The sequence below is a fragment of the Streptomyces hebeiensis genome (assembly GCF_052983195.1).
The window spans coordinates 1,557,753-1,577,825 of sequence record NZ_CM129812.1 but is presented as its reverse complement, the minus strand read 5'-3'; the positions used below and the strand labels follow the sequence as shown (position 1 = coordinate 1,577,825).

Genomic DNA, 20,073 nt, shown 5'->3' with positions numbered 1-20,073 from the left:
GCGTGGCTCCCGCGACCGGCGAGCGCCGCCGACGCGCGGCGCGGTGTTTCACCGTCCGGCGCGGCGCCCGGTGTCCGGGGGATCGGTGCGCTCAGTGCGCGATGCCGTCGATCAGCTCACGCGCGCCTTGGCGCAGCAGGGCCACCGCGACGGACGTGCCGAGCGTGGCGGGGTCGAGCCGGCCGGCCCACTCGTGCGCGTTCAGCACGGTCTTGCCGTCCGGCGTGAAGACGCACGCCCGCAGGGACAGGTCCCCGCCGCGCTCGGCCTTCGCGTACCCGGCGATCGGCGAGTTGCAGTGCCCCTGGAGCACGTGCAGGAACATGCGCTCCGCCGTGACCTCGCGGTAGGTGGCGGGGTCGCCCAGATCGCTGATCAGGTCGATCAGCGCGGTGTCGCCCTCGCGGCACTGGAGCGCCAGGATCCCCGCGCCGATCGGCGGGCACATCGTGTCGGTGGACAGCACCTCGGTGATCACGTCCGTACGCCCGATGCGCTCCAGACCGGAGACGGCGAGCAGCAGCGCGTCCGCGTCGCCGGCCGCCAGCTTCTCCAGCCTGCGGTTGGCGTTGCCGCGCATCGGCACGCACTCCAGGTGCGGGTGGGACGCGGCGAGCTGCGCGACGCGCCGTACGGAGGAGGTGCCGATCCGGGTGCCGGGCGGCAGCTCGTCGAGGGTCAGTCCGCCCGGGTGGATCAGGGCGTCGCGTACGTCGTCCCGCTTGAGGAAGGCGGCGAACACGGTGCCGGCGGGAAGGGGCCGATCGGCGGGCACGTCCTTGACGCAGTGCACCGCGAGGTCCGCCTCCCCGGCGAGGAGCGCGGCGTCGACCTCCTTGGTGAACGCGCCCTTCCCCTCGACCTGGGACAGGTCGCCCATCCACTTGTCGCCGGTGGTCTTGACCGGGACGACCTCGGTGGTGATGTGCGGGTGCAGCGCACGCAGTTCGGCGCGGACCCGCTCCACCTGGGCCAGGGCCATCGGCGAGTCGCGCGAGACGATACGGATGCGTTCGGGAGCGGCTGCTGGTTCAGGGGCGGACATGGGGGCCACGATAGTCCGTCCGGCCCGGGCGCCCGTACCGACCCGAAGGATCCGGCGCCGGGATCGACCCGGGGGATTCAGGCGCCCGCGCCCGCGTGGGCGCCGGCCCCGGGGAACCGGGGGCCCGCCCCGCGCGGGTCGGCCCCGTGGGACCGCCCCCTGCAACCGACGACCGTCTCGTCAGTCGCGGCCGGACTCGTTCGCCGTGTTCAGGATGTTCACGCTGCGGAACAGCGCGGACGGGCAGCCGTGGGACACGGCGGCGACCTGGCCGGGCTGGGCCTTCCCGCAGTTGAACGCGCCTCCCAGGACATAGGTCCGAGGCCCTCCGACCGCCGTCATGGAGCCCCAGAAGTCCGGGGTGACCCCCTGGTACGCGAAGTCCCGGACCTGCCCGGCGAGGCGGCCGTCGCGGATCGCGTACCCCCGCTGCGCCGTGAACTGGAAGTTGTAGCGCTGCATGTCGATCGACCACGACCGGTCCCCGACCACGTAGATCCCGCGCTCGACCCCGCCGATCAGGTCCTCCGTCGTGAGCCCGGCCGGGTCCGGCCGCAGCGACACGTTCGCCATGCGCTGGACGGGCACGTGCCCGGGTGAGTCGGCGTACGCGCAGCCGTTGGAGCGGCCGAGGCCGGTGAGGCGCGCGATTCGCCGGTCCGTCTGGTAGCCGACGAGCGTGCCGTCCTTGACCAGGTCCCACGACTGCGCCGCGACGCCCTCGTCGTCGTAGCCGATCGTGGCCAGACCGTGCTCGGCGGTCCGGTCGCCGGTCACGTTCATCACCGGGGAGCCGTACTCCAGCGTGCCCAGCCGGTCGAAGGTCGCGAACGACGTCCCCGCGTACGCCGCCTCGTACCCCAGCGCGCGGTCCAGCTCGGTGGCGTGACCGATCGACTCGTGGATCGTCAGCCACAGGTTGGACGGGTCCACCACCAGGTCGTACGTCCCGGCCTCGACGCTCGGCGCGCGCATCTTCTCCGCCAGCAGCCCGGGGATGCGCTCCAGCTCGTCGTCCCAGTCCCAGCCGGTGCCGGTCAGATACTCCCAGCCCCGCCCGACGGGCGGCGCGAGGGTCCGCATCGAGTCGAACTCGCCGCTCCCGGAGTCCACGGCGACGGCCGTGAGCTGCGGGTGCAGCCGAACGCGCTGCTGGGTGGTGACGGTGCCGGCGGTGTCCGCGTAGAACTTGTTCTCGTGGACGGTGAGCAGCGACGCGTCCACGTGGGACACGCCCTCGGCCCGCAGCAGCCGCGCGCTCCACTCGGCCAGCAGACCGCTCTTGTCCTCGTCCGGTACGGAGAACGGGTCGATCTCGTACGACGACACCCACGTCTTCTCGGCGTGCACGGGTTCCTCGGCCAGCTCGACGCGCTCGTCGGAACCGGCGGCGGCGATCACCCGCGCGGAGAGCTTGGCCATCTCGACGGCCTGCCCCGCCACCCGGGCCGCCGCGTCCATGGACAGATCGACCCCGGACGCGAACCCCCAGGCCCCGCCGTGCACCACGCGCACGGCGTACCCGAGGTCGGTGGTGTCCGACGACCCCGCCGGCTTCCCGTCGCGCAACCGCCACGACGCGCCGCGCACCCGCTCGAACCGGAAGTCCGCGTGCGCGGCCCCGAGCGCCCGCGCCCGCGCGAGCGCGGCGTCGGCGAGCGCCCGCATCGGCAGCGCCAGGAATGACTGATCCACCTCGTGGCCCACGTGCGGCCTCTCCTTCACGCGCTCGAGTGCTGGTGATAGGGAGTGAACCATGCCGTGCGGGGCCCCGGACCGTTGGTGTGGTCAGAGTTCGCCGACGATCACGCCGGCACGGATCGAACGCCTTGGCGAAGGGGGTTGCTTCGTCGCCTCCGACGCGGGTCTCACCGCCGAGGAGCGCGGCGAGGCGGTGCTGGTCGGGCTGGACCGGCTGTACGGAGGGGAGTGAGCCCGTGCGGCGGTGTCCGGGGGCCGTTTCCGTATGGCGGCTGTTTCTGTAGGGACCCGACAGGGACCGTACCGAGGCGCTGTCAGGGGTCGATTCCCCTGGGCAGCGGTGGGCCCTATAGGTTTCCTAGTGCTACTCGACCGCTGAAGGAAAGGCTGATCCGTTGAGCCGCTCGGTTCTCGTCACCGGAGGAAACCGGGGCATCGGCCTCGCCATTGCCCGTGCTTTCGCCGACAACGGCGACAAGGTCGCCATCACGTACCGCTCCGGGGAGCCGCCCCAGGCTCTGACCGAGCTCGGCTGCCTGGCGGTCCGCTGCGACATCACCGACGCCGAACAGGTGGAGCAGGCATACAAAGAGGTCGAGGAGAGGCACGGTCCCGTGGAGGTGCTGGTGGCCAACGCCGGCGTCACCAAGGACCAGCTGCTGATGCGGATGTCCGAGGAGGACTTCACCTCCGTCCTCGACACCAACCTCACCGGCACCTTCCGGGTCGTCAAGCGCGCCAACCGCGGGATGCTGCGGGCCAAGAAGGGCCGGGTCGTCCTGATCTCCTCGGTGGTCGGTCTGCTCGGCCAGGCCGGACAGGCGAACTACGCCGCGTCCAAGGCCGGCCTGGTGGGCTTCGCCCGCTCCCTCGCCCGCGAGCTGGGTTCGCGGAACATCACCTTCAACGTCGTCTCGCCCGGCTTCGTCGACACCGACATGACGAAGGTCCTCACCGACGAGCAGCGCGCCGGCATCGTCGCGCAGGTGCCGCTCGGCCGGTACGCGTCGCCGGAGGAGATCGCCGCGACGGTGCGGTTCCTCGCCTCGGACGACGCCTCGTACATCACTGGAGCCGTCATTCCCGTTGACGGCGGATTGGGCATGGGTCACTGATCACATGAGTGGAATCCTCGCCGGCAAGCGCATCCTCGTCACCGGGGTCCTCACCGAGGGCTCCATCGCCTTCCACGCCGCCAAGGTGGCGCAGGAGGAGGGCGCGGAGGTCATCCTCACCGGCTTCGGCCGGCTCAGCCTCGTCGAGCGCATCGCCAAGCGGCTGCCCAAGCCCGCCCCGGTCATCGAGCTGGACGTGACCAACCAGGAGCACCTGGACGGGCTGGCCGACCGGATCAGGGAGCACCAGGGCGAGGGCGCGGGGCTCGACGGTGTCGTGCACTCGATCGCCTTCGGTCCGCAGGGCGCCTTCAACTTCCTCGAAGGCAGCTGGGAGGACGTCTCGACGGCGGTGCACGTCTCCGCGTACTCCCTGAAGGCGCTGACCATGGCCTGCCTGCCGCTGATGCCGCGCGGCGGCTCGATCGTCGGCCTGACCTTCGACGCGCAGGTCGCCTGGCCGAAGTACGACTGGATGGGCGTCGCCAAGGCGGCGCTGGAGTCCACCAGCCGTTACCTGGCCCGTGACCTCGGCGCCCGGAACGTCCGCTGCAACCTGGTCTCCGCCGGCCCGATCAAGTCCATGGCCGCGAAGTCCATCCCCGGCTTCGAGGAGCTCGCGGACGTCTGGAACCACCGCGCGCCGATCGGCTGGGACCTCAGCGACCCGGAGCCGGCCGGGCGGGGTGTCGTCGGACTGCTCTCGGACTTCTTCCCGAAGACGACCGGCGAGATCGTGCACGTGGACGGCGGCGTGCACATGATGGGCGCCTGAGCCTCGGTTCCGCGGCCGGACCCCGGTCCGGCCGGACCCGGCGCGGCCGCGTACCGCTCCCTGGTGGGGCGGTACGCGGCCACCGTGCGTCACCGGCCGTGTCCGTACGAGTCGAAAAGCGCGACGAACCGCCGCACACTGGGACACATGCGCCCGCCTCGTCGCCCTGCCGCGGCCGCCACGGCAGCCGTGCTGATCGTGACGGGACTCGCCGTCTCCGCGGAGATACGGGCCATGACCGGGCCCGCCGCCCCCGCCGAGGGCCGGGAAGCCGCCCTCGACGACCGGGAGGCCGGCCACGTGCGGGACGACCGCTTCCGGGCGACCTGCCGGACGTACGTACAGGGTTCACAGGCCGGGGTCTCGTGCCACAACCCGTATCCGTCGACCGATTGGATACGGCTGCACATCGAGTGCGCGCGCTGGTGGGACATCGATGTCGACAGCGCCCCCGCGGAGGTCCGTCCCGCGGGCTACGCGGAACTCACCGGCCGGTGCTGGAAGGAGATACGCGCGGTGTGGGTGACCCACGAAGGGGCGGAATCCTGACGTGACGGTGACTGACCTGACCTGACCTGACCCCGGCTCGGCGCGGCCTGAAAGCGCCGAGCCGCCGAGCCGGTGCCGCGCCGCTGAGCGCCGCGCCGGGCGCCGTCCGGCTCAGGCCCGCTCGGCCAGACAGTCGAGGGCGTGACTCGCGGCCTCGGTGCCCGCGGCCTCCGCGTCGCCCGCCCGGATCGCCGCGACGAGCCGCGCGTGGTCCATGTGGTTCTCCGGGCGGATCCCGCTCTCGACGTCGTCGCGGAGCGTGTCGCGCACCAGATCGCCGAGGTCGGCGTAGAGAGCGGTCAGAACGTCGTTGTGCGAGGCCGAGACGACGGCCAGGTGCAGGGCGACGTCGGCCGACACGAACCGTTCCGCGTCGCGCGCGGTCCAGGCCGCCTCGCGCCGCGCGAGAAGCGTCTCCAGCTGCCGCAGATCCCGTTCCGTACGCCGCTCGGCCGCCATGCGGGCCGCCGACGACTCCAGGGTCGAGCGCAGCTCGGCGATGTGGCGCGGGTCGGCTCCGGCGAACCTGCGGTGCATCACCCCGGCCAGTTCGCTGGTCGCGATCACATACGTGCCCGAGCCCTGGCGGATGTCCAGCAGTCCGTTGTGGGCGAGGGCGCGGACCGCCTCGCGAACGGTGTTACGAGCCACGCCCAACTGCTCGACCAGCTCGGGCTCGGTGGGAATGCGGGAGCCCACCGGCCATTCGCCCGACGTGATCTGGTTCCGCAACTCGGAGATCACCTGATCGGAGAGCGCGGAACGCCGGGGAGAGCTCAGGGCAGCCATGGTGCTCCTCGTCTTGAGTCATGGGGGCGTGCGACGGCCGCGATGGCCGCGCACATGACGGTAACCCCTGGTGTACGGACGGTTGGTCGTGCCACTGAACGGCCGGTGGGGCGGAGGGCGGAACGGCCGGGCGGGTGGACGGGGGCGGACGGGGCGGACGAGTTGAAAGCGAGTTGAAAGGAAATCATCCCATGATTCTATGATGGCCTCATGCATGACGAGCCGCAGACGCGCATGCGGACCCGGGCCGGGTCCCCCTCGCCCTCTTCCTCCTCACTCACCTCTCCCTCTTCCTCGCCTCCCTCCGCGGGGCGGGCCGCGGCGTGGTTCCCCGGACTCCTGGCCGTGGGACTCGTCCTCGCCGCACTGAACCTGCGTCCCGCGATCGCCAGCCTCGGCGCGCTGCTGGAAGAGGTGCGGGACGGCCTCCACATGAGCGGCAGCGTCGCCGGTGTCCTCACCTCCGTACCGCCGCTGTGCTTCGCGGTGTTCGGCTTCGCCGCGCCGCGTCTGGCCCGGCGGTTCGGGCCGGGGGCCGTCGTCTTCGCCGGCCTCGTCGCCATTACGGCGGGCCTGCTCGTGCGGCCCTTCGCGGGCGGTACGGCCGGTTTCCTCGCGGCCAGCGCGCTCGCCCTCATGGGCATCGCGGTCAGCAATGTGCTGATGCCGGTGATCGTCAAGCGCTACTTCCCGGACCGGGTCGGCACGATGACCGGCCTGTACTCGATGGCCATGGCGCTCGGCACGGCCGGGGCCGCCGCCGCGACCGTGCCCCTGACGGACGTGCTGGGCGGCGGCTGGCGCCTGGGGCTGGGGATCTGGGCGCTACTGGCGGCGGTCGCCCTGGTGCCATGGGCGGGACTGATACGTGACCGGGGCGAGGCGGCGGCGCCGTCAGGTGCCATGGCGGGGACGGATGCGACGGCGGCGAGCGCGCGGAAGGGGACAGGGACGGCCTCCGCGGCCGGTACCGCGTCCGTGCCCGCACCCGCGTCCGAGGCGGCCTCCGTGTCAGGGGGCGGCCTGTGGCGCAGCCGTACCGCCTGGGCGCTCGCCTGCTTCTTCGGCCTCCAGGCCACCGGCGCGTACATCACCATGGGCTGGATGCCGCAGGTCTTCCGGGACGCCGGGGTCCCCGCGGGGACGGCGGGCCTGCTGCTCGCCCTCACCATGGTGATGGGGGTGCCGCTCGCCTTCGTGATCCCCAGGGCGGCCGCGCGGCTGCGGAACCAGGGCCCGATCGTCCTCGTCCTGGGTGCCTGCGGGCTGACCGCGTACGCGGGGCTGTATCTCGCGCCGGCCGCGGGCGCCTGGGGCTGGGCCCTGCTGCTGGGCGTCTCGAACTGCTCCTTCCCGCTGGCCCTGACCATGATCGGCATGCGGTCGAGCACGGGAGCCGGTGTCGTACGGCTGTCGGCCTTCGCCCAGAGCACCGGTTACCTGCTCTCCATTCCGGGCCCGCTGCTGGTGGGCGTCCTGTACCAGCGGACGGGCGGCTGGGGGCTGCCGATCGCGCTGATGGCGGCGCTCCTGGTGCCGCAGATGGTGGCGGGAGTCGTCGCGGGCCGGGACCGGACGATCGAGGGCGAGACGGGGATGCGAGACTGAGGGCATGCCAGTCCTCGACCCGAATCCGCAGAACGGCCAGCGGAATCTGCTGCTCGTCTTCGCCACGATCATCGGCATCATGGTGGTGATCGGCATCATCGCCTCGCTGGCGTCACCGTGACCGTGCGGCCCGCCCCGCACCCGGTGGGACGCCGCGCCCCCTAGGGGGCGCGTCTCAGGGTCGAGGGGGCCGGTTTCAGGGTCGAGTGGGTGGATCACCGGATGGGACGCCGGTGCCCCGGACCGTACGTTGGACGCATCGCGCACCCACGACCCCGGAGGCGGCCATGCAGGCCCGTACACCCGCCCGGTCCCACCCCGCGGCCCTGCCATGGTGGTCCTTCGCCCTGCCCGCCCTCGCCTTCGTGGCCCTGCTGACGCTGATGACCGCCACGGGCGGGCCCGGCGGGTCCACGGACGACGATCCCGCGGTCGGGCGGGTCCTGGAGCGGATACAGCTGACCCTGGCCGGGTGAGGGAGACATGTGTGACGGGCACACGGTGACGGGCGACAGGTGACGCGAGCCAAGTGACGAGCACCGGGTGCCGGGTGCCGGGCGCCGCGTGGTGACAGGGGACGAGAGCCGGAAGCGGAGCAGATCGTTCACCCGTGCCGGGGAGCCCGCCAACTCTCGGCGCCCCCTGCCCCATTTCATGCGAAGCTGGGACGCATGAGCGTCGATACACCGCGCAGGATCGTCCTACTCCGGCACGCAAAGGCCGACTGGCCCGACGTGCCGGACCATGAGCGACCGCTCGCCGACCGGGGCCGCTCGGACGCCCCCGTGGCCGGCCGGCGACTCGCCGACACCGGTATCGCCTTCGACCTGGCTCTCTGCTCCACCGCGGTCAGGACGCGCGAGACCTGGAAGCTCGCCGTGCAGGAGTTGCCGCAGCGTCCCAGGACCGTTTATGAGGACCGGCTCTACGATGCCACCCCCGGCGATCTTTTCGCGCTGCTCAACGAAGTCTCCGACGATGTGAACGACCTCCTGCTCATCGGCCACAATCCCGGAACCCACGCGCTCGCGGACGCGCTTTCCGGCGAGTCGCAGGGCGATGCCATCGCCCGAATGACCAGGTCGGGATTCCCCACCGCGGCTTTTGCCGTGATTTCTTTCGACGGCTCCTGGAAGTCCGTGGAACACGGTGTGGGCAGGCTGGTCGAATTCTGGACACCGCACGCCGTCTGACGGCCTCACCGAGGCGGGGGAGGCGGAACGAACAGGGCGACGGAAGGGGAAAGCCCCGGCTCAGTGGGTGAGTGCTGTGCCGGGGCTTTCCCCTGACAGTCGCGGGACGCGCGTCGTCTCAGGCGTCCTGGTACCGGCTTCCGCCGCTCTCCCGGCTCCTGTCGCCCTCCGGGGCCCCCAGGGCCTCCCGGGTCCCACCGCTCGTCGGGGTCTCCGGCACCTCCACGCCCTCCGGGCTCTCCCCGCCCCCGGACGGCTCTCCGCTCTCCCCGCCCTCGCCGTCCGCCGCCTCGACCTCTTCGCGGGTGATGCCCAGCAGGTACAGGACGGTGTCGAGGAACGGCACGTTCACCGCCGTGTGCGCGGCCTCGCGGACCACCGGCTTGGCGTTGAAGGCCACCCCCAGTCCCGCCGCGTTCAGCATGTCCAGATCATTGGCGCCGTCGCCGATCGCCACGGTCTGCGCCAGCGGCACCCCCGCCTCGGCGGCGAACCGGCGCAGCAGCCGTGCCTTGCCCGCCCGGTCCACGATCTCGCCGACCACGCGCCCGGTGAGCCTGCCGTCCACGATCTCCAGCGTGTTGGCGGAGGCGAAGTCCAGCCCGAGCCGTTCCTGGAGGGCGTCCGTGACCTGCGTGAATCCGCCGGAGACCACACCCACCTGATACCCGAGCCGCTTGAGCGTACGGATCAGCGTGCGGGCGCCGGGCGTGAGCCGGACGTCGGCCCGTACCTTGTCCACCACCGACGCGTCGAGCCCGGCGAGCAGCGCGACCCGGGCGTGCAGGGACTCCTCGAAGTCCAGCTCCCCGCGCATGGCCCGCGCGGTCACCTCGGCGACCTCCGCCTCGCACCCGGCGTGCGCGGCGAAGAGCTCGATGACCTCGTCCTGGATCAGCGTCGAGTCCACGTCCATGACCACCAGCCGCTGCGCCCGCCGGTGCAGCCCGGCCGACACCACGGCGACGTCCACCCCGAGCGAGGCGCCGGTCGGCGCCAGCGTGGTGCGCAGCGCCTCCGTCCCGACTCCCGAGACCGCGAACTCCACCGCGGTCACCGGGTACTTCGCCAGCCGGAAGATACGGTCGATGTTGCCGCCCGACGCCGTGATGCCGGCGGCTATGGCCGAGGTCGACTCGGCGGTCAGCGGGTTGCCGAGCACGGTGACATGCGAACGGCCGCTGCCCCGCGGCCGGTTGTCGCCGGTGCCGGAGATGATCTCGGCCTGGAGCCGTACGGAGTCGGCCCAGCTGTGCACGGTCGCGCGCAGGTCGCCCTCGGCGGCGGCGCCCCCGGGAGGGGCCGCGACCAGGGCGCACAGGACGATGCGGCCACGGGTGACGACCTGCTCGATGTCGATGACGTCGACGGAGTAGGCGGCGAGGGTGTCGAAGAGCCCGGCGGTGATTCCGGGGCGGTCCTTCCCGAAGATCTTGACGAGAAGGGTGGGTACGTCGGTGGTCCGACGGGGTTCCGATACGTCCATGGTGATTCCACCGTATAGGGCTCATCCGGACCCGTCGCCGCCTGTCCCGCGGAGCGGACGCGGGCCGGAAAGAGCGGTCGCGGTACGTCGCCGACCGTTCGCTCTGGGTGTTCCCGGGGTACGCCCTCGCTTCATCCGGACGTAAACTTCGCGGCCCTCGACTGCGCCATACGTGGCCGAAAAGCGACGTCCTCGGCATGGTGGGTCCCGGTCCTCCGTGAGGGGTGTGGGCGTGTGCGGGGCGTGGGGGCGCGTGGTGCCGCGGACGGAATCGACCGCCGGGAAGGGCGACGGCGGCGGCCGTCACCCCTCACCGCCCGCACCCTCACGTCATCGGGTTTCCCGTCGTCCGCGTCGTACGCGACGGGCGATGTCCTTCTTGTGTTCGTTCTCCGTGTTCGCTCCCCTTACGTGGCAGTCATGCGCGGTTGCCGCTCTCCGCGTGCCTTTCTCCCGTCCCAACAGCCTCTCGTCGCGGGCTGTTACACGGTTGTGCCGCGATGGGAAGAGGCCCGGCTTTCGAAGAGGGGGCTGGGCCTGAAATAGTTCCCACGATGTTCGCCATCCCTAGACTCCCCGTGACGGGGGGTACGTCGGGGGACAATTAGTGGGGCATGGAGTGCCTGAACTCGTACTGGAATTGAACGGAAGTACCTGGACACTCGATCCGTCCAGGTCGTACACCCTCGGCCGCGATCCGCAGGGTGATGTGGTGATCGACGACGCCCGGGTCTCCTGGCGGCACGCCACCATCCGCTGGGGCGGCCGGGGTTGGGTCATAGAGGACCACGGAAGCACCAACGGCACCTACGCGCAGGGGCAGCGCATCCAGCAGCTGGAGATCGCCGCCGGGTCCGCGATCCATCTGGGGAACGCCACCGACGGCCCCCGGATCAGCCTCAGCGGCTCGGGCGCGGGGGGCGACGCGTACGGCGGGCAGGGGGCGGCGCAGCAGCCGGCCCATCAGGTGCCGCAGCAGCAACAGGCCTGGCAGCAGCAGGCGCAGGCGCCCCAGCAGCAGATGCAGGCACCCGGCGCCCAGCAGCAGGGCTGGCCGCAGCCCCAGGCGCAGCAGGCTCCGCGCCAGGCCGCTCCCCAGCATCAAGCGCCTCAGCAGCACCAAGGACAGGCGCCGCACCAGCAGGCCGGTGCCGCCTTCCCCGGCCAGGGCGCGGGCGGCGCCGCGGCGGCCCCCTCGGTCCGCGGCGACCGCAGCCCGACCACGTTCCACCAGTTCGCGCTCGGCCGCGTCATGCGTATCGGTCGTGCGCTGGAGAACGAGCTGGTCGTCTCCGACCTCCAGGTCTCGCGCCACCACGCCGAGTTCACGGCGACTCCCGACGGCCGTTTCGAGATCCGCGACCTCGGCTCCCACAACGGCACGTACGTCAACGGTCAGCCGATCGCCAAGTCCGGCACCGTGCTGCTGGGCCCCAACGACATCGTCGGCGTCGGTCACTCGACCTTCCGCATCGTGGACGACCGCCTCGAGGAGTTCGTCGACACCGGTGACGTCTCCTTCTCCGCCCGCCACCTCACGGTGACGGTGGACGGCGGCAAGCAGATCCTCAAGGACGTCTCCTTCGGCGTCCCGGAGAAGTCGCTGATCGCGGTCATCGGCCCGTCCGGCTCCGGAAAGTCCACCCTGCTCAAGGCGCTCACCGGCTACCGCCCCGCCGACCAGGGTGACGTCCTCTACGACAACCGGAACCTGTACAAGCAGTTCGCCGAGCTCCGCCAGCGCATCGGCCTGGTGCCGCAGGACGACATCCTGCACAAGGAGCTGAACGTCCGGAAGGCCCTCAAGTACGCGGCCAGACTCCGCTTTCCCGGTGACACCGCCGAGGCCGAGCGCGAGGCCCGCATCGACGAGGTGCTGCGCGAGCTGAAGCTCGACATCCACAAGGACAAGAAGATCACCTCGCTCTCCGGCGGCCAGCGCAAGCGCGTGTCCGTGGCCCTGGAGCTGCTCACCAAGCCGTCGCTGATCTTCCTGGACGAGCCGACCTCCGGCCTCGACCCGGGCATGGACCGCGATGTGATGCAGTTGCTGCGCGGCCTGGCCGACGACGGCCGCACGGTTCTGGTCGTCACCCACTCCGTGGCCGAGCTCGCGATATGCGACAAGCTGCTGGTCATGGCCCCCGGTGGTTCGGTGGCGTACTTCGGACCGCCGGAGGAGGCCCTGAACTTCTTCGGCTACAGCACCTGGGCCGATGTCTTCTCGGCGTTCGAGAACTACCGCGACTACGACTGGGCGGGCCGCTGGCGCGGGTCGCAGCACTACCAGATGTACGCGGCCGACATCGACGCCGTCGCCCCGCAGTCCGTCCACATGCCCCCGCCGCAGCAGATGCGCCCGCCCAAGCCGCAGAGCTGGGGGTCACAGCTCTACACACTGATCCGCCGCTATTCCTCGGTGATCGCCTCCGACAGGGGCTTCATGGGGCTGATGCTGATCCTGCCCGCGGTCCTCGGTGTGGTCAGCGTCGTCATCCCCGCCGACTTCGGTCTGGCGGCGCCCGAGCCGCCCGCGAGGTTCAACGGCAAGGCCGGCACGATCATGATGATCATCGCGGTCGGCATGTGCTTCTCGGGCGCGGCCAACTCCGTCCGTGAACTGATCAAGGAGCGTGTGATCTACGAACGGGAACGGGCCACCGGCCTGTCCCGCTCCGCGTACCTGATGTCCAAGGTCATCGTGCTCGGGCTGATCACCGCCCTCCAGGGCGGCATCATCTGCGGCATCGGCTTCGCCACCCGCGAGATGCCGGAAGAGGGCCTGCTCATGCCCCCCGCCGTCGAGATCTGCCTTGTCGTGATCGCCCTCGGGTTCACCTCGATGATGTTCGGCCTCGTCATCTCCTCGCTGGTGAAGACCTCCGAGAAGACGATGCCGCTGCTGGTCATGTTCGCGATCATCCAGATCGTCTTCACCGGCATCCTCTTCCAGGTGTACGGCTCGCCGGGGCTGGAGCAGTTCGCCTGGCTGATGCCGGCCCGCTGGGCCATCGCGGGCGCGGGCACCACGCTGGACCTCGCCCACCTGATGCCGCCGTGGGATCCGAAGAACCCCACCGACCTGGACCCCCTGTGGGAGCACACGGCCGGCCAGTGGGGCATCAACATCAGCATCCTGTTGCTGATGGGCGTCGTCTGCGGATTCGCGGTCTCGCGCCTGCTGCGCCGCCACGAGCCGGAGGTCATGCGCAAGTAGCGGCCGCGCCGCACGCGCGGAGGCCCGCACACGCCGAGGCCGCGCACGCGTCGGCCACTCGGCGCACGCCGGAGGGCGGCACCCCGCACGGGGTGCCGCCCTCCGGCGATATCGGTCGCGCGACGGTGTGCGCGTCAGCGTCAGTAGGCGCTGTTGACGTTGTCCATCGAGCCGTAACGGTCGGCGGCGTAGTTGGCCGCGGCCGTGATGTTGGCGACCGGGTCGTAGATGTTCGTCGACGTGCCCGGGACGTGGTACGCCTTGAACGTCGGCGGGATGACCTGGAGCAGGCCCTTGGACGGGATGCCGTTCTGGGCGTTGATGTCCCAGAGGTTGATCGCGTTCGGGTTACCGCTCGACTCGCGCATGATGTTGCGGTGCAGGCCCTCGTACGAGCCCGGGATGCCGTGCTTCTTCATGATGTCGAGCGACTCACGGATCCAGCCGTCCAGGTTGTTCGCGTAGACCGGCTTGCGGTCGTCGGAACGGCTGGCGGTGTTCACCTGAGTGCGCTCGGTCTTGGCCTGAGAGGTGACCTTGGCGGCCTTCTCGGCCTTCGCCTTGGTGGCGGCCTGCTGGATCTTGGCCGCGTTCTCGGCGGTGACCTGCTGCTTGGCGATGATCGCGTGCACGGCCGACGCCTGGTCGCTGCCCGCGGTCGCCTTCAGGGCGACGGGGGCGGCGGCGGCAGGCTTGGCCTCAGCGGCGTTCGCGGGCGTGCTGCCACCCGGAACCAGGGAGAAGGTGATGGCCGCGATACCGGCGGCGGCGACTCCAGCGAGGGAAGCGCGCTGGGTCTTGTTCAGATTGCTGAGACCAGGGGTGCGTGACGAGAACATAGAGACGTACCTCTTCGAATAGCGGAAGTCGCGGAGGCCGGACGGCCAGCCAGCTCGGCGGCGACGAACGCAATTCTTAGCGGCGGCAAAATGCCGTGGCAATCATGTGACGTACGACCCTGGATAGTGGAAACGGGCCTTGAGAAATGGCCCCAACTTGGGCTTAGGCCAAGCTCACACACGTTTCTTATATCGACTAGCCAGGTTCGTAAGTGATCCACGTCCTATGTGCGGGCTCACATCCCGGAGGTAACGTATTGACCAAACGTTGCCACTGCAATGCGCTATGTAATTGATTTTCGGGGATGCTGGGCTCTGGTCTGCCTTTTCGATCACGGGAGTCACGCGGTTCGGTCACGAGGGGCGGGACGGTGGGAGAAGGAGATGGACATCCCCGAATTCGTGCCAGAGATAGCGCTCGCGCAGCGCCTCCCGGTAGCCCGCCACCAGGGCCTCCCGCCCCGCGACCGCCTCCAGCATCAGCAGGTGGGAAGCCGCCGGCTCGTGCAGCCCGGTCAGCAGCCCGTCCACGGTGCGTACCCCGCGCCTCGGTGTGATCACCAGATCCGTCCACCCCGAGGCCGCCCGTACCACTCCGTCCCGGCCCGTCGCCGACTCCAGGGCCCGGACCGCCGTCGTACCGACCGCCACGACGAGCCCGCGGCCCCCGCTCCCGTCCCGACCCCCGCCCCCGCCCCCGTCCCGGACCGCGCCCGCGCGTACCGCGTTCACCAGCCGCGCCGTCGACTCCGGAACCTCGAAGCGCTCCGGGTACGGCGGTTCATGCGCCTCCGCCGACGCCACCCCCGTATGCAGCGACAACGGCGCGACGCGCACCCCCCGCCGTACCAGCTCCGCCACCAGGTCGGGGGTGAAGGGCCGCCCGGCGCTCGGCATCTCCGCGGAGCCCGAGCCGTCGGCGGAGGGGCGGGCGAAGACCGTCCGGTACGCCGCGAGCGGCTGGTCCCGCTCCGTGTACCCGTACCGGATGGGCCGGCCGTGACGGTGCAGGAGCCCCGGCACGTCGGCACACGACACCCGCGCCCACCACAGCCGGCCGGTCCCCGGGCTCAGCGGCTCCACCAGGGACAGCCGCTCGCCGCCCGGCAGCCGTACGACCGCGCCGGCCGGCCCGCCGGCCCGGGGCACCGTCGTCCCTGATCCGGACCGCCCGTCGGGCGTCCGCAGCTCGACCGCCCACCGGCCGTCGTCACCCCGGGTGGAGAAGTGGACGACGACCCGTACGCCGCCCGGCTCACCGCCCAGCCACCCGTCGACCGCAGCGGGCAGCGTCGGGGAGGTGTTGACCACCAGCACGTCCCCGGCCCGCAGCCGCCCCGCGAGCTCGGGGAAGGAGTGGTGCGTCACCCGCGTCCCCCGCGACACCAGCAGTCGCACGTCGTCCCGGCCGCGCCCGCGCTGCTCCGCAGGCACCCGGGCCGACAGTTCCTCCGGCACCCGCAGCGCCTCCAGGACGGTCATCGCGAACCCACCCCCGAGCCCTCCTCCATGTCCCCCGCCGCCCCCGCTCCGGATGCCGTGCCTTCCTCCGCGTCCGTCTCCGGGGTCGTCCCCGCGCCCGTCTCCGCATGCGTGCGGGCGCCGACCAGGGCGGGCGCCGCGTACCGGCCGCTCACCGGTCGCCGCTCCAGCAGCCGCAGGAAGCCCGGCACCACCGCCTCGGGGGCGGGCCGCGGATCCGCGTCGTCCGGTACGGCCGCCGCGTACAGATCCGTCCCCATGTCGCCCGGGTCCACCGCCCACACCCGTACGTCCGGCTCCTCCACCGCGAGGACCGCCGCGAGCTGGTCCAGCGCCGCCTTGGACGCCCCGTACCCGCCCCACGTCCCGTACGCCTCGGCCGCCGCGTCCGAACTGACCGCGATCACCGCGCCCGCCCCGCTCGACCGCAGCAGCGGCAGCGCCTCCTGCACCAGCCCGAGCGCGGCCACCACATTGGTCTCCAGCGCCGCCCGCAGTCCGTCGAGCGGCAGCGCGTCCAGCCGCGCCAGCGGCTCCACGCCCAGCGCGGAGGCATTGCTCACCACCAGATCGAGCGCCCCCAGCCCGGCCGCGGCGCGCACCAGCTCCGCGCGGTGCGCGCCGTCCGTCACGTCCCCGGCGAGCGCCACGACCCGGGCGCCGTGCGCCGCCCCGGCGGCCCTGACCTCCCGCGCCGTCCCCTCCAGTACGTCCGCGGTCCTGGCGTCCAGCACCAGATCCCAGCCGCGCCCGGCCAGCGCCACGGCCAGGGCGCGCCCCAGCCCCTTCGAGCCACCCGTGATGATCGCTACAGGCATGACGTCCGCTCCTTCGCGTCCGGCATCGGCACGTCCGCACGCGGCACGCGCCGACATCGATGGATACGTACGGTTCGGATCCGTACGTCTCGACGCGGCCCAACCTAGGAAGCGCTCGCCCTCCGCCACCTCGTGCGCGGGGCCGGTCCTCGGAGGCACTTCGGCCTAGGCCGCAGGGCCCGTGTCCGGACGGTCCCCGGTCCGATACGACCCGTACGGACCCGCCGGTACGGTGAAGCCATGAGCCACCGACCGAGCTCCGGCCTCGCCGCCGTGAGCACCGCGCTCCTCGCGATGAGCAGGCACCTGGAGGTACGGGACGTCCTCAAGACGATCGTCGTCTCGGCCCGCGAACTGCTCGACGCCGAGTACGCGGCGCTCGGCGTGCCGGACGACCACGGCGGCTTCGCCCAGTTCGTGGTGGACGGCGTCAGCGACGAGCAGTGGAAGGCCATCGGCCCGCTGCCGCGGCAGCACGGCATCCTCGCCGCGATGCTCCACGAGGAGCGGGCCGAGCGCCTCGCCGACGTGCGCGAGGACCCCCGCTTCGAGGGCTGGCCCAGCGCGCACCCGGAGATGTCCGACTTCCTGGGGCTGCCGGTCAGGGACGGCGACGAGACGCTCGCCGCGCTCTTCCTCGCGAACAAGCGCTGCCCCAGGCCGGCCGGCGGCTGCGGATTCACCGAGGAGGACGAGGAACTCCTCTCGATCCTCGCCCAGCACGCGGCGATCGCCCTCACCAATGCCCGGCTCTACGAACGCAGCCGCGAACTGACCATCGCAGAGGAGCGTTCCCGCCTCGCCCACGAGCTCCATGACGCCGTCAGCCAGAAACTCTTCTCGCTCCGGCTGACCGCCCAGGCGGCGGCCGCCCTGGTGGACCGCGACCCGGTCCGCGCCAAGGGCGAACTCCAGCAGGTCGCGACGCTCGCCGCCGAGGCCACCGACGAACTGGGCGCCGCCGTGGTGGAGCTGCGCCCGGCCGCCCTGGACGAGGACGGCCTGGTCAACACGCTCCGCACCCAGATCCGGGTGCTCGACCGGGCCCACTCCGCGCGGGTCACCTTCGAGAGCCACGCCGTACGGGCCCTGCCCGCGGCCCAGGAGGAGGCGGTCCTGCGCGTGGCCCAGGAGGCCCTGCACAACGCCCTGCGCCACTCCGGAGCCGACCGCGTCGACGTCGTCCTCGCCCGGCGCGCCCAGGGCGCGGTGCTCAGCGTCACCGACAACGGCAAGGGCTTCGAGCCCCGTGCGGTCCGCCGGGCCGGCCGCCACCTGGGACTGGTCTCGATGCGGGACCGCGCGAGCGGGGTGGGCGGCCGGCTGAGGGTCCGGTCGGCCCCGGGACAGGGCACGACGATCGAGATGGAGGTGCCCGGTGGCTGAGATCCGTGTGCTGCTGGTCGACGACCACCAGGTGGTGCGGCGCGGACTGCGGACGTTCCTCGAGGTGCAGGAGGACATCGAGGTCGTGGGCGAGGCGTCGGACGGCGACGAGGGCGTGGCCCGCGCGGAGGAACTGCGCCCGGACGTCGTCCTGATGGACATCAAGATGCCCGGCACGGACGGCATCGAGGCGCTGCGCAAGCTCCGCGCCCTCGCCAACCCGGCCAAGGTACTGATCGTCACCAGCTTCACCGAGCAGCGCACGGTGGTACCCGCGCTGCGCGCCGGAGCCTCCGGTTACGTGTACAAGGACGTCGATCCGGATGCCCTGGCCGGTGCCATCCGCTCCGTCCACGCGGGCCACGTCCTGCTCCAGCCGGAGGTCGCGGGCGCGCTGCTGGCCCAGGACGACCACGGCGGCGGCCAGGGCAGGGGCACCACGCTCACCGAACGGGAACGGGAGGTGCTCGGCCTGATCGCCGACGGCCGCTCGAACCGGGAGATCGCCCGCGCGCTGGTGCTCTCCGAGAAGACGGTGAAGACCCACGTTTCGAACATTCTGATGAAACTGGACCTCGCGGACCGGACGCAGGCGGCGCTGTGGGCCGTCCGACATGGGGTGACGGACTGAGAAGCGTTCGGTTCCCATCCGGTGTGAGATTCATACCGTCGGGTGTATGTCACTCACGCGGCGCATCCCCCGTGGGGGAGCGGCGTTCTTCATCGCGGACGGCGGCGATCCGCCGCGGTCCTGATGGACAACGCGACAAGGAATACCTCGATGAAGATTGCCAAGAAGGCCGCCCTGGTCATGGTCACCGCGGGCCTCGCGGCGGGCGTCTCCGCCGGCGCCGCCTCCGCCACGGAGGGCGGCGCGCACGCGAACGGCGCGGCGACCCACTCGCCGGGTGTGGGCTCGGGCAACACGGTGCAGGTGCCGGTGCACGTCCCGGTGAACGTGACGGGGAACACGGTGAACGTGGTCGGCCTGCTGAACCCGGCGTTCGGCAACCACTCGGTCAACCACTGACGGTTCGCCTCCCGGCTGGGGAGTCGTGGGTGCGGTGCCCGGCGGGGGCGGGCCGCCCGGCGGTGGGTGCGGGGGCCAGGGCCTCCGGACATGACCCCGGAACGGCCCCCGGTGACAACCCGCACACGACCACCGGCCCGCACCACACGCTCCCGAACCGGGCCGGAGGCTACCGCGCCCGCTCCTCCACATACGCGTTGTACGACGCGACCTGCGCCCTCCGCGCGAACCTCTCCACCGGCCGCAGCGCCTCCACCCGCGCCGCCATCTCCGCCGCGCTCACCGCGCCCCCGTGCCCGTTCTCGTACGCCAGCGAGATCATCAGCGCCACTCGCCGCGCCTGCTCCAGCACCCGCGCCGCCCGCGCCGGATACCCGGGTGCCAGCACCTCTCCCTCGCCCTTCGCGCGGGCGCGGTACGTGTCCAGCAGCGCCTCCGCCACCGGGCCCGACGCCGCCACGTCCAGCCGCGACAGCACCTCCGTCGCCTCCCGCAGCGCGTCCGTCAGCTCGCGCTCCGCCTCGCCCAGTGAGGGCACGTCCGCCGGCGGTGCCTCCCGTACCGGCAGGCAGTGCCAGCGGACCTCGACATGCCGGTCGCCCTCCGGGCCCACCGCCGTCACCTCCGGCACCAGCCCCCACGGCGCGCCCACCGCGATCACCGCCTCCTCCGCCTCCAGCGCCCGCGCGTTGAACTCCGGCGGACCGCTCAGCCCCAGCGGGTGCCCCGGCGCGGGCAGCGCGACCCGGAACCCGGTCACCCCGAGCGCCCGCAGCCGTCCCAGGGCCAGGGTCAGCCCGACGGGACCGGACTCGCCGGGCAGGCCCTCCACCCGGTGCACCGCGTCCTCGCCGACCACGGCGAGCACGGCGTCGTCCGGTGAGACAAACCCGGCCAACAGGGCATTTCCCCAAGCGGCCAGCAATCCTGAGCGTGGTTGCGAAAGCATGGACCCAGCCTAGGGAACGGACCTCTCGGCCGGGCTGTCCGAGAGGTGGCGTAGGTTTTCCCCTGGGGGCCGCGCCCGCAGGCGCATCCGA

General features: G+C 71.8%; 19 protein-coding genes and 1 pseudogene. 12 read left to right on the top strand and 8 right to left on the bottom strand.

The window, feature by feature from the left end; genetic code table 11:
• Nucleotides 1-91: 91 nt before the first annotated feature.
• Together hemC and ACU6P3_RS06810 are read right to left on the bottom strand one after the other, a co-directional pair.
• Nucleotides 92-1,045 (bottom strand): hydroxymethylbilane synthase, encoded by a 954-nt coding sequence (hemC, locus tag ACU6P3_RS06815; protein WP_344281109.1) that lies wholly within the window; start codon nucleotides 1,043-1,045, stop codon nucleotides 92-94.
• A gap of 180 nt (nucleotides 1,046-1,225) precedes the next feature.
• A complete protein-coding gene (locus ACU6P3_RS06810) occupies nucleotides 1,226-2,752 on the bottom strand; it encodes a TldD/PmbA family protein (protein WP_447196341.1) in 1,527 nt (508 codons plus the stop codon).
• 49 nt (nucleotides 2,753-2,801) lie between these two features.
• Here ACU6P3_RS06810 and ACU6P3_RS06805 point away from each other — a divergent pair, with 49 nt between their 5' ends.
• The 4 genes from ACU6P3_RS06805 to ACU6P3_RS06790 all read left to right on the top strand — a co-directional run bounded on the left by ACU6P3_RS06805 (nucleotide 2,802) and on the right by ACU6P3_RS06790 (nucleotide 5,185).
• On the top strand, nucleotides 2,802-2,978 hold the full coding sequence (locus ACU6P3_RS06805) for a hypothetical protein (protein ID WP_447196340.1): 177 nt from the start codon (nucleotides 2,802-2,804) through the stop codon (nucleotides 2,976-2,978).
• Nucleotides 2,979-3,141: 163 nt separating this feature from the next.
• A complete protein-coding gene (gene fabG / locus ACU6P3_RS06800; RefSeq protein ID WP_447196339.1) occupies nucleotides 3,142-3,861 on the top strand; it encodes a 3-oxoacyl-[acyl-carrier-protein] reductase in 720 nt (239 codons plus the stop codon).
• Nucleotides 3,862-3,865: 4 nt separating this feature from the next.
• Nucleotides 3,866-4,636 carry an enoyl-ACP reductase FabI gene (fabI, locus tag ACU6P3_RS06795; RefSeq protein WP_030753378.1) on the top strand — a complete coding sequence of 257 codons (771 nt, stop codon included), beginning with the start codon at nucleotides 3,866-3,868 and terminating at the stop codon, nucleotides 4,634-4,636.
• A 147-nt stretch (nucleotides 4,637-4,783) separates the two neighbouring features.
• Nucleotides 4,784-5,185 carry a hypothetical protein gene (locus ACU6P3_RS06790; RefSeq protein ID WP_447196338.1) on the top strand — a complete coding sequence of 134 codons (402 nt, stop codon included), beginning with the start codon at nucleotides 4,784-4,786 and terminating at the stop codon, nucleotides 5,183-5,185.
• 111 nt (nucleotides 5,186-5,296) lie between these two features.
• Here the strand turns inward: ACU6P3_RS06790 and ACU6P3_RS06785 are convergent, their stop codons facing one another.
• Nucleotides 5,297-5,974, bottom strand: a complete 678-nt coding sequence (locus ACU6P3_RS06785) for a FadR/GntR family transcriptional regulator (protein WP_030753383.1) — start codon at nucleotides 5,972-5,974, stop codon at nucleotides 5,297-5,299.
• 210 nt (nucleotides 5,975-6,184) lie between these two features.
• Between ACU6P3_RS06785 and ACU6P3_RS06780 the strand changes: the two genes are divergently transcribed.
• The 4 genes from ACU6P3_RS06780 to ACU6P3_RS06765 all read left to right on the top strand — a co-directional run bounded on the left by ACU6P3_RS06780 (nucleotide 6,185) and on the right by ACU6P3_RS06765 (nucleotide 8,775).
• The gene (locus ACU6P3_RS06780; RefSeq protein WP_447196337.1) at nucleotides 6,185-7,582 is read left to right on the top strand and encodes a CynX/NimT family MFS transporter; all 1,398 of its coding nucleotides are present in this window, start codon (nucleotides 6,185-6,187) and stop codon (nucleotides 7,580-7,582) included.
• A 4-nt stretch (nucleotides 7,583-7,586) separates the two neighbouring features.
• The gene (locus ACU6P3_RS06775; RefSeq protein ID WP_267958538.1) at nucleotides 7,587-7,703 is read left to right on the top strand and encodes an SGM_5486 family transporter-associated protein; all 117 of its coding nucleotides are present in this window, start codon (nucleotides 7,587-7,589) and stop codon (nucleotides 7,701-7,703) included.
• Nucleotides 7,704-7,869: 166 nt separating this feature from the next.
• A complete protein-coding gene (locus ACU6P3_RS06770) occupies nucleotides 7,870-8,058 on the top strand; it encodes a hypothetical protein (protein ID WP_352086230.1) in 189 nt (62 codons plus the stop codon).
• A gap of 195 nt (nucleotides 8,059-8,253) precedes the next feature.
• Complete coding sequence (locus ACU6P3_RS06765; protein ID WP_030753390.1) at nucleotides 8,254-8,775, top strand: SixA phosphatase family protein; 522 nt, start codon at nucleotides 8,254-8,256, stop codon at nucleotides 8,773-8,775.
• A 118-nt stretch (nucleotides 8,776-8,893) separates the two neighbouring features.
• Here the strand turns inward: ACU6P3_RS06765 and serB are convergent, their stop codons facing one another.
• Nucleotides 8,894-10,261 (bottom strand): phosphoserine phosphatase SerB, encoded by a 1,368-nt coding sequence (serB, locus tag ACU6P3_RS06760; protein ID WP_447196336.1) that lies wholly within the window; start codon nucleotides 10,259-10,261, stop codon nucleotides 8,894-8,896.
• 607 nt (nucleotides 10,262-10,868) lie between these two features.
• Between serB and ACU6P3_RS06755 the strand changes: the two genes are divergently transcribed.
• A complete protein-coding gene (locus ACU6P3_RS06755) occupies nucleotides 10,869-13,478 on the top strand; it encodes an ABC transporter ATP-binding protein/permease (RefSeq protein ID WP_447196335.1) in 2,610 nt (869 codons plus the stop codon).
• Between the two features lie 140 nt (nucleotides 13,479-13,618).
• On the opposite strand, the gene ACU6P3_RS06750 is transcribed toward ACU6P3_RS06755, so the two are convergent.
• The 3 genes and pseudogenes from ACU6P3_RS06750 to ACU6P3_RS06740 form a co-directional block, all read right to left on the bottom strand.
• Nucleotides 13,619-14,317 (bottom strand): transglycosylase SLT domain-containing protein, encoded by a 699-nt coding sequence (locus ACU6P3_RS06750; RefSeq protein ID WP_447196334.1) that lies wholly within the window; start codon nucleotides 14,315-14,317, stop codon nucleotides 13,619-13,621.
• A 354-nt stretch (nucleotides 14,318-14,671) separates the two neighbouring features.
• Nucleotides 14,672-15,799 (bottom strand): S-adenosylmethionine:tRNA ribosyltransferase-isomerase, encoded by a 1,128-nt coding sequence (locus ACU6P3_RS06745; protein ID WP_447196333.1) that lies wholly within the window; start codon nucleotides 15,797-15,799, stop codon nucleotides 14,672-14,674.
• A 113-nt stretch (nucleotides 15,800-15,912) separates the two neighbouring features.
• Nucleotides 15,913-16,617: pseudogene (locus ACU6P3_RS06740) on the bottom strand (SDR family NAD(P)-dependent oxidoreductase); the annotation flags it as partial.
• Nucleotides 16,618-16,857: 240 nt separating this feature from the next.
• Between ACU6P3_RS06740 and ACU6P3_RS06735 the strand changes: the two are divergent.
• From ACU6P3_RS06735 to ACU6P3_RS06725, 3 genes are all read left to right on the top strand, one after another.
• Nucleotides 16,858-18,003 carry a GAF domain-containing sensor histidine kinase gene (locus ACU6P3_RS06735; protein ID WP_447196332.1) on the top strand — a complete coding sequence of 382 codons (1,146 nt, stop codon included), beginning with the start codon at nucleotides 16,858-16,860 and terminating at the stop codon, nucleotides 18,001-18,003.
• Nucleotides 17,996-18,634 carry a response regulator gene (locus tag ACU6P3_RS06730; RefSeq protein ID WP_447196331.1) on the top strand — a complete coding sequence of 213 codons (639 nt, stop codon included), beginning with the start codon at nucleotides 17,996-17,998 and terminating at the stop codon, nucleotides 18,632-18,634. Before ACU6P3_RS06735 ends, ACU6P3_RS06730 begins: the two co-directional genes overlap by 8 nt.
• Nucleotides 18,635-18,784: 150 nt before the next feature.
• Complete coding sequence (locus ACU6P3_RS06725; protein WP_030753414.1) at nucleotides 18,785-19,033, top strand: chaplin; 249 nt, start codon at nucleotides 18,785-18,787, stop codon at nucleotides 19,031-19,033.
• A gap of 169 nt (nucleotides 19,034-19,202) precedes the next feature.
• Here ACU6P3_RS06725 and ACU6P3_RS06720 read toward each other — a convergent pair whose 3' ends face one another.
• Nucleotides 19,203-19,982: an Rv1486c family protein gene (locus ACU6P3_RS06720; protein WP_344281156.1), complete on the bottom strand. Its 780-nt coding sequence runs from the start codon at nucleotides 19,980-19,982 to the stop codon at nucleotides 19,203-19,205.
• Between the last annotated feature and the right edge of the window lie 91 nt (nucleotides 19,983-20,073).

Bases quoted from the DNA above. Each gene is read 5' to 3' on its own strand.
- ACU6P3_RS06720 (WP_344281156.1), bottom strand. From the start codon at position 19,982: ATGCTTTCGCAACCACGCTCAGGATTGCTGGCCGCTTGGGGAAATGCC.
- ACU6P3_RS06790 (WP_447196338.1), top strand. From the start codon at position 4,784: ATGCGCCCGCCTCGTCGCCCTGCCGCGGCCGCCACGGCAGCCGTGCTG.
- ACU6P3_RS06765 (WP_030753390.1), top strand. From the start codon at position 8,254: ATGAGCGTCGATACACCGCGCAGGATCGTCCTACTCCGGCACGCAAAG.
- fabI (WP_030753378.1), top strand. From the start codon at position 3,866: ATGAGTGGAATCCTCGCCGGCAAGCGCATCCTCGTCACCGGGGTCCTC.
- ACU6P3_RS06735 (WP_447196332.1), top strand. From the start codon at position 16,858: ATGAGCCACCGACCGAGCTCCGGCCTCGCCGCCGTGAGCACCGCGCTC.
- hemC (WP_344281109.1), bottom strand. From the start codon at position 1,045: ATGTCCGCCCCTGAACCAGCAGCCGCTCCCGAACGCATCCGTATCGTC.
- ACU6P3_RS06780 (WP_447196337.1), top strand. From the start codon at position 6,185: ATGCATGACGAGCCGCAGACGCGCATGCGGACCCGGGCCGGGTCCCCC.
- ACU6P3_RS06745 (WP_447196333.1), bottom strand. From the start codon at position 15,799: ATGACCGTCCTGGAGGCGCTGCGGGTGCCGGAGGAACTGTCGGCCCGG.
- ACU6P3_RS06775 (WP_267958538.1), top strand. From the start codon at position 7,587: ATGCCAGTCCTCGACCCGAATCCGCAGAACGGCCAGCGGAATCTGCTG.
- ACU6P3_RS06725 (WP_030753414.1), top strand. From the start codon at position 18,785: ATGAAGATTGCCAAGAAGGCCGCCCTGGTCATGGTCACCGCGGGCCTC.
- ACU6P3_RS06805 (WP_447196340.1), top strand. From the start codon at position 2,802: ATGCCGTGCGGGGCCCCGGACCGTTGGTGTGGTCAGAGTTCGCCGACG.
- ACU6P3_RS06770 (WP_352086230.1), top strand. From the start codon at position 7,870: ATGCAGGCCCGTACACCCGCCCGGTCCCACCCCGCGGCCCTGCCATGG.
- serB (WP_447196336.1), bottom strand. From the start codon at position 10,261: ATGGACGTATCGGAACCCCGTCGGACCACCGACGTACCCACCCTTCTC.
- ACU6P3_RS06785 (WP_030753383.1), bottom strand. From the start codon at position 5,974: ATGGCTGCCCTGAGCTCTCCCCGGCGTTCCGCGCTCTCCGATCAGGTG.
- ACU6P3_RS06750 (WP_447196334.1), bottom strand. From the start codon at position 14,317: ATGTTCTCGTCACGCACCCCTGGTCTCAGCAATCTGAACAAGACCCAG.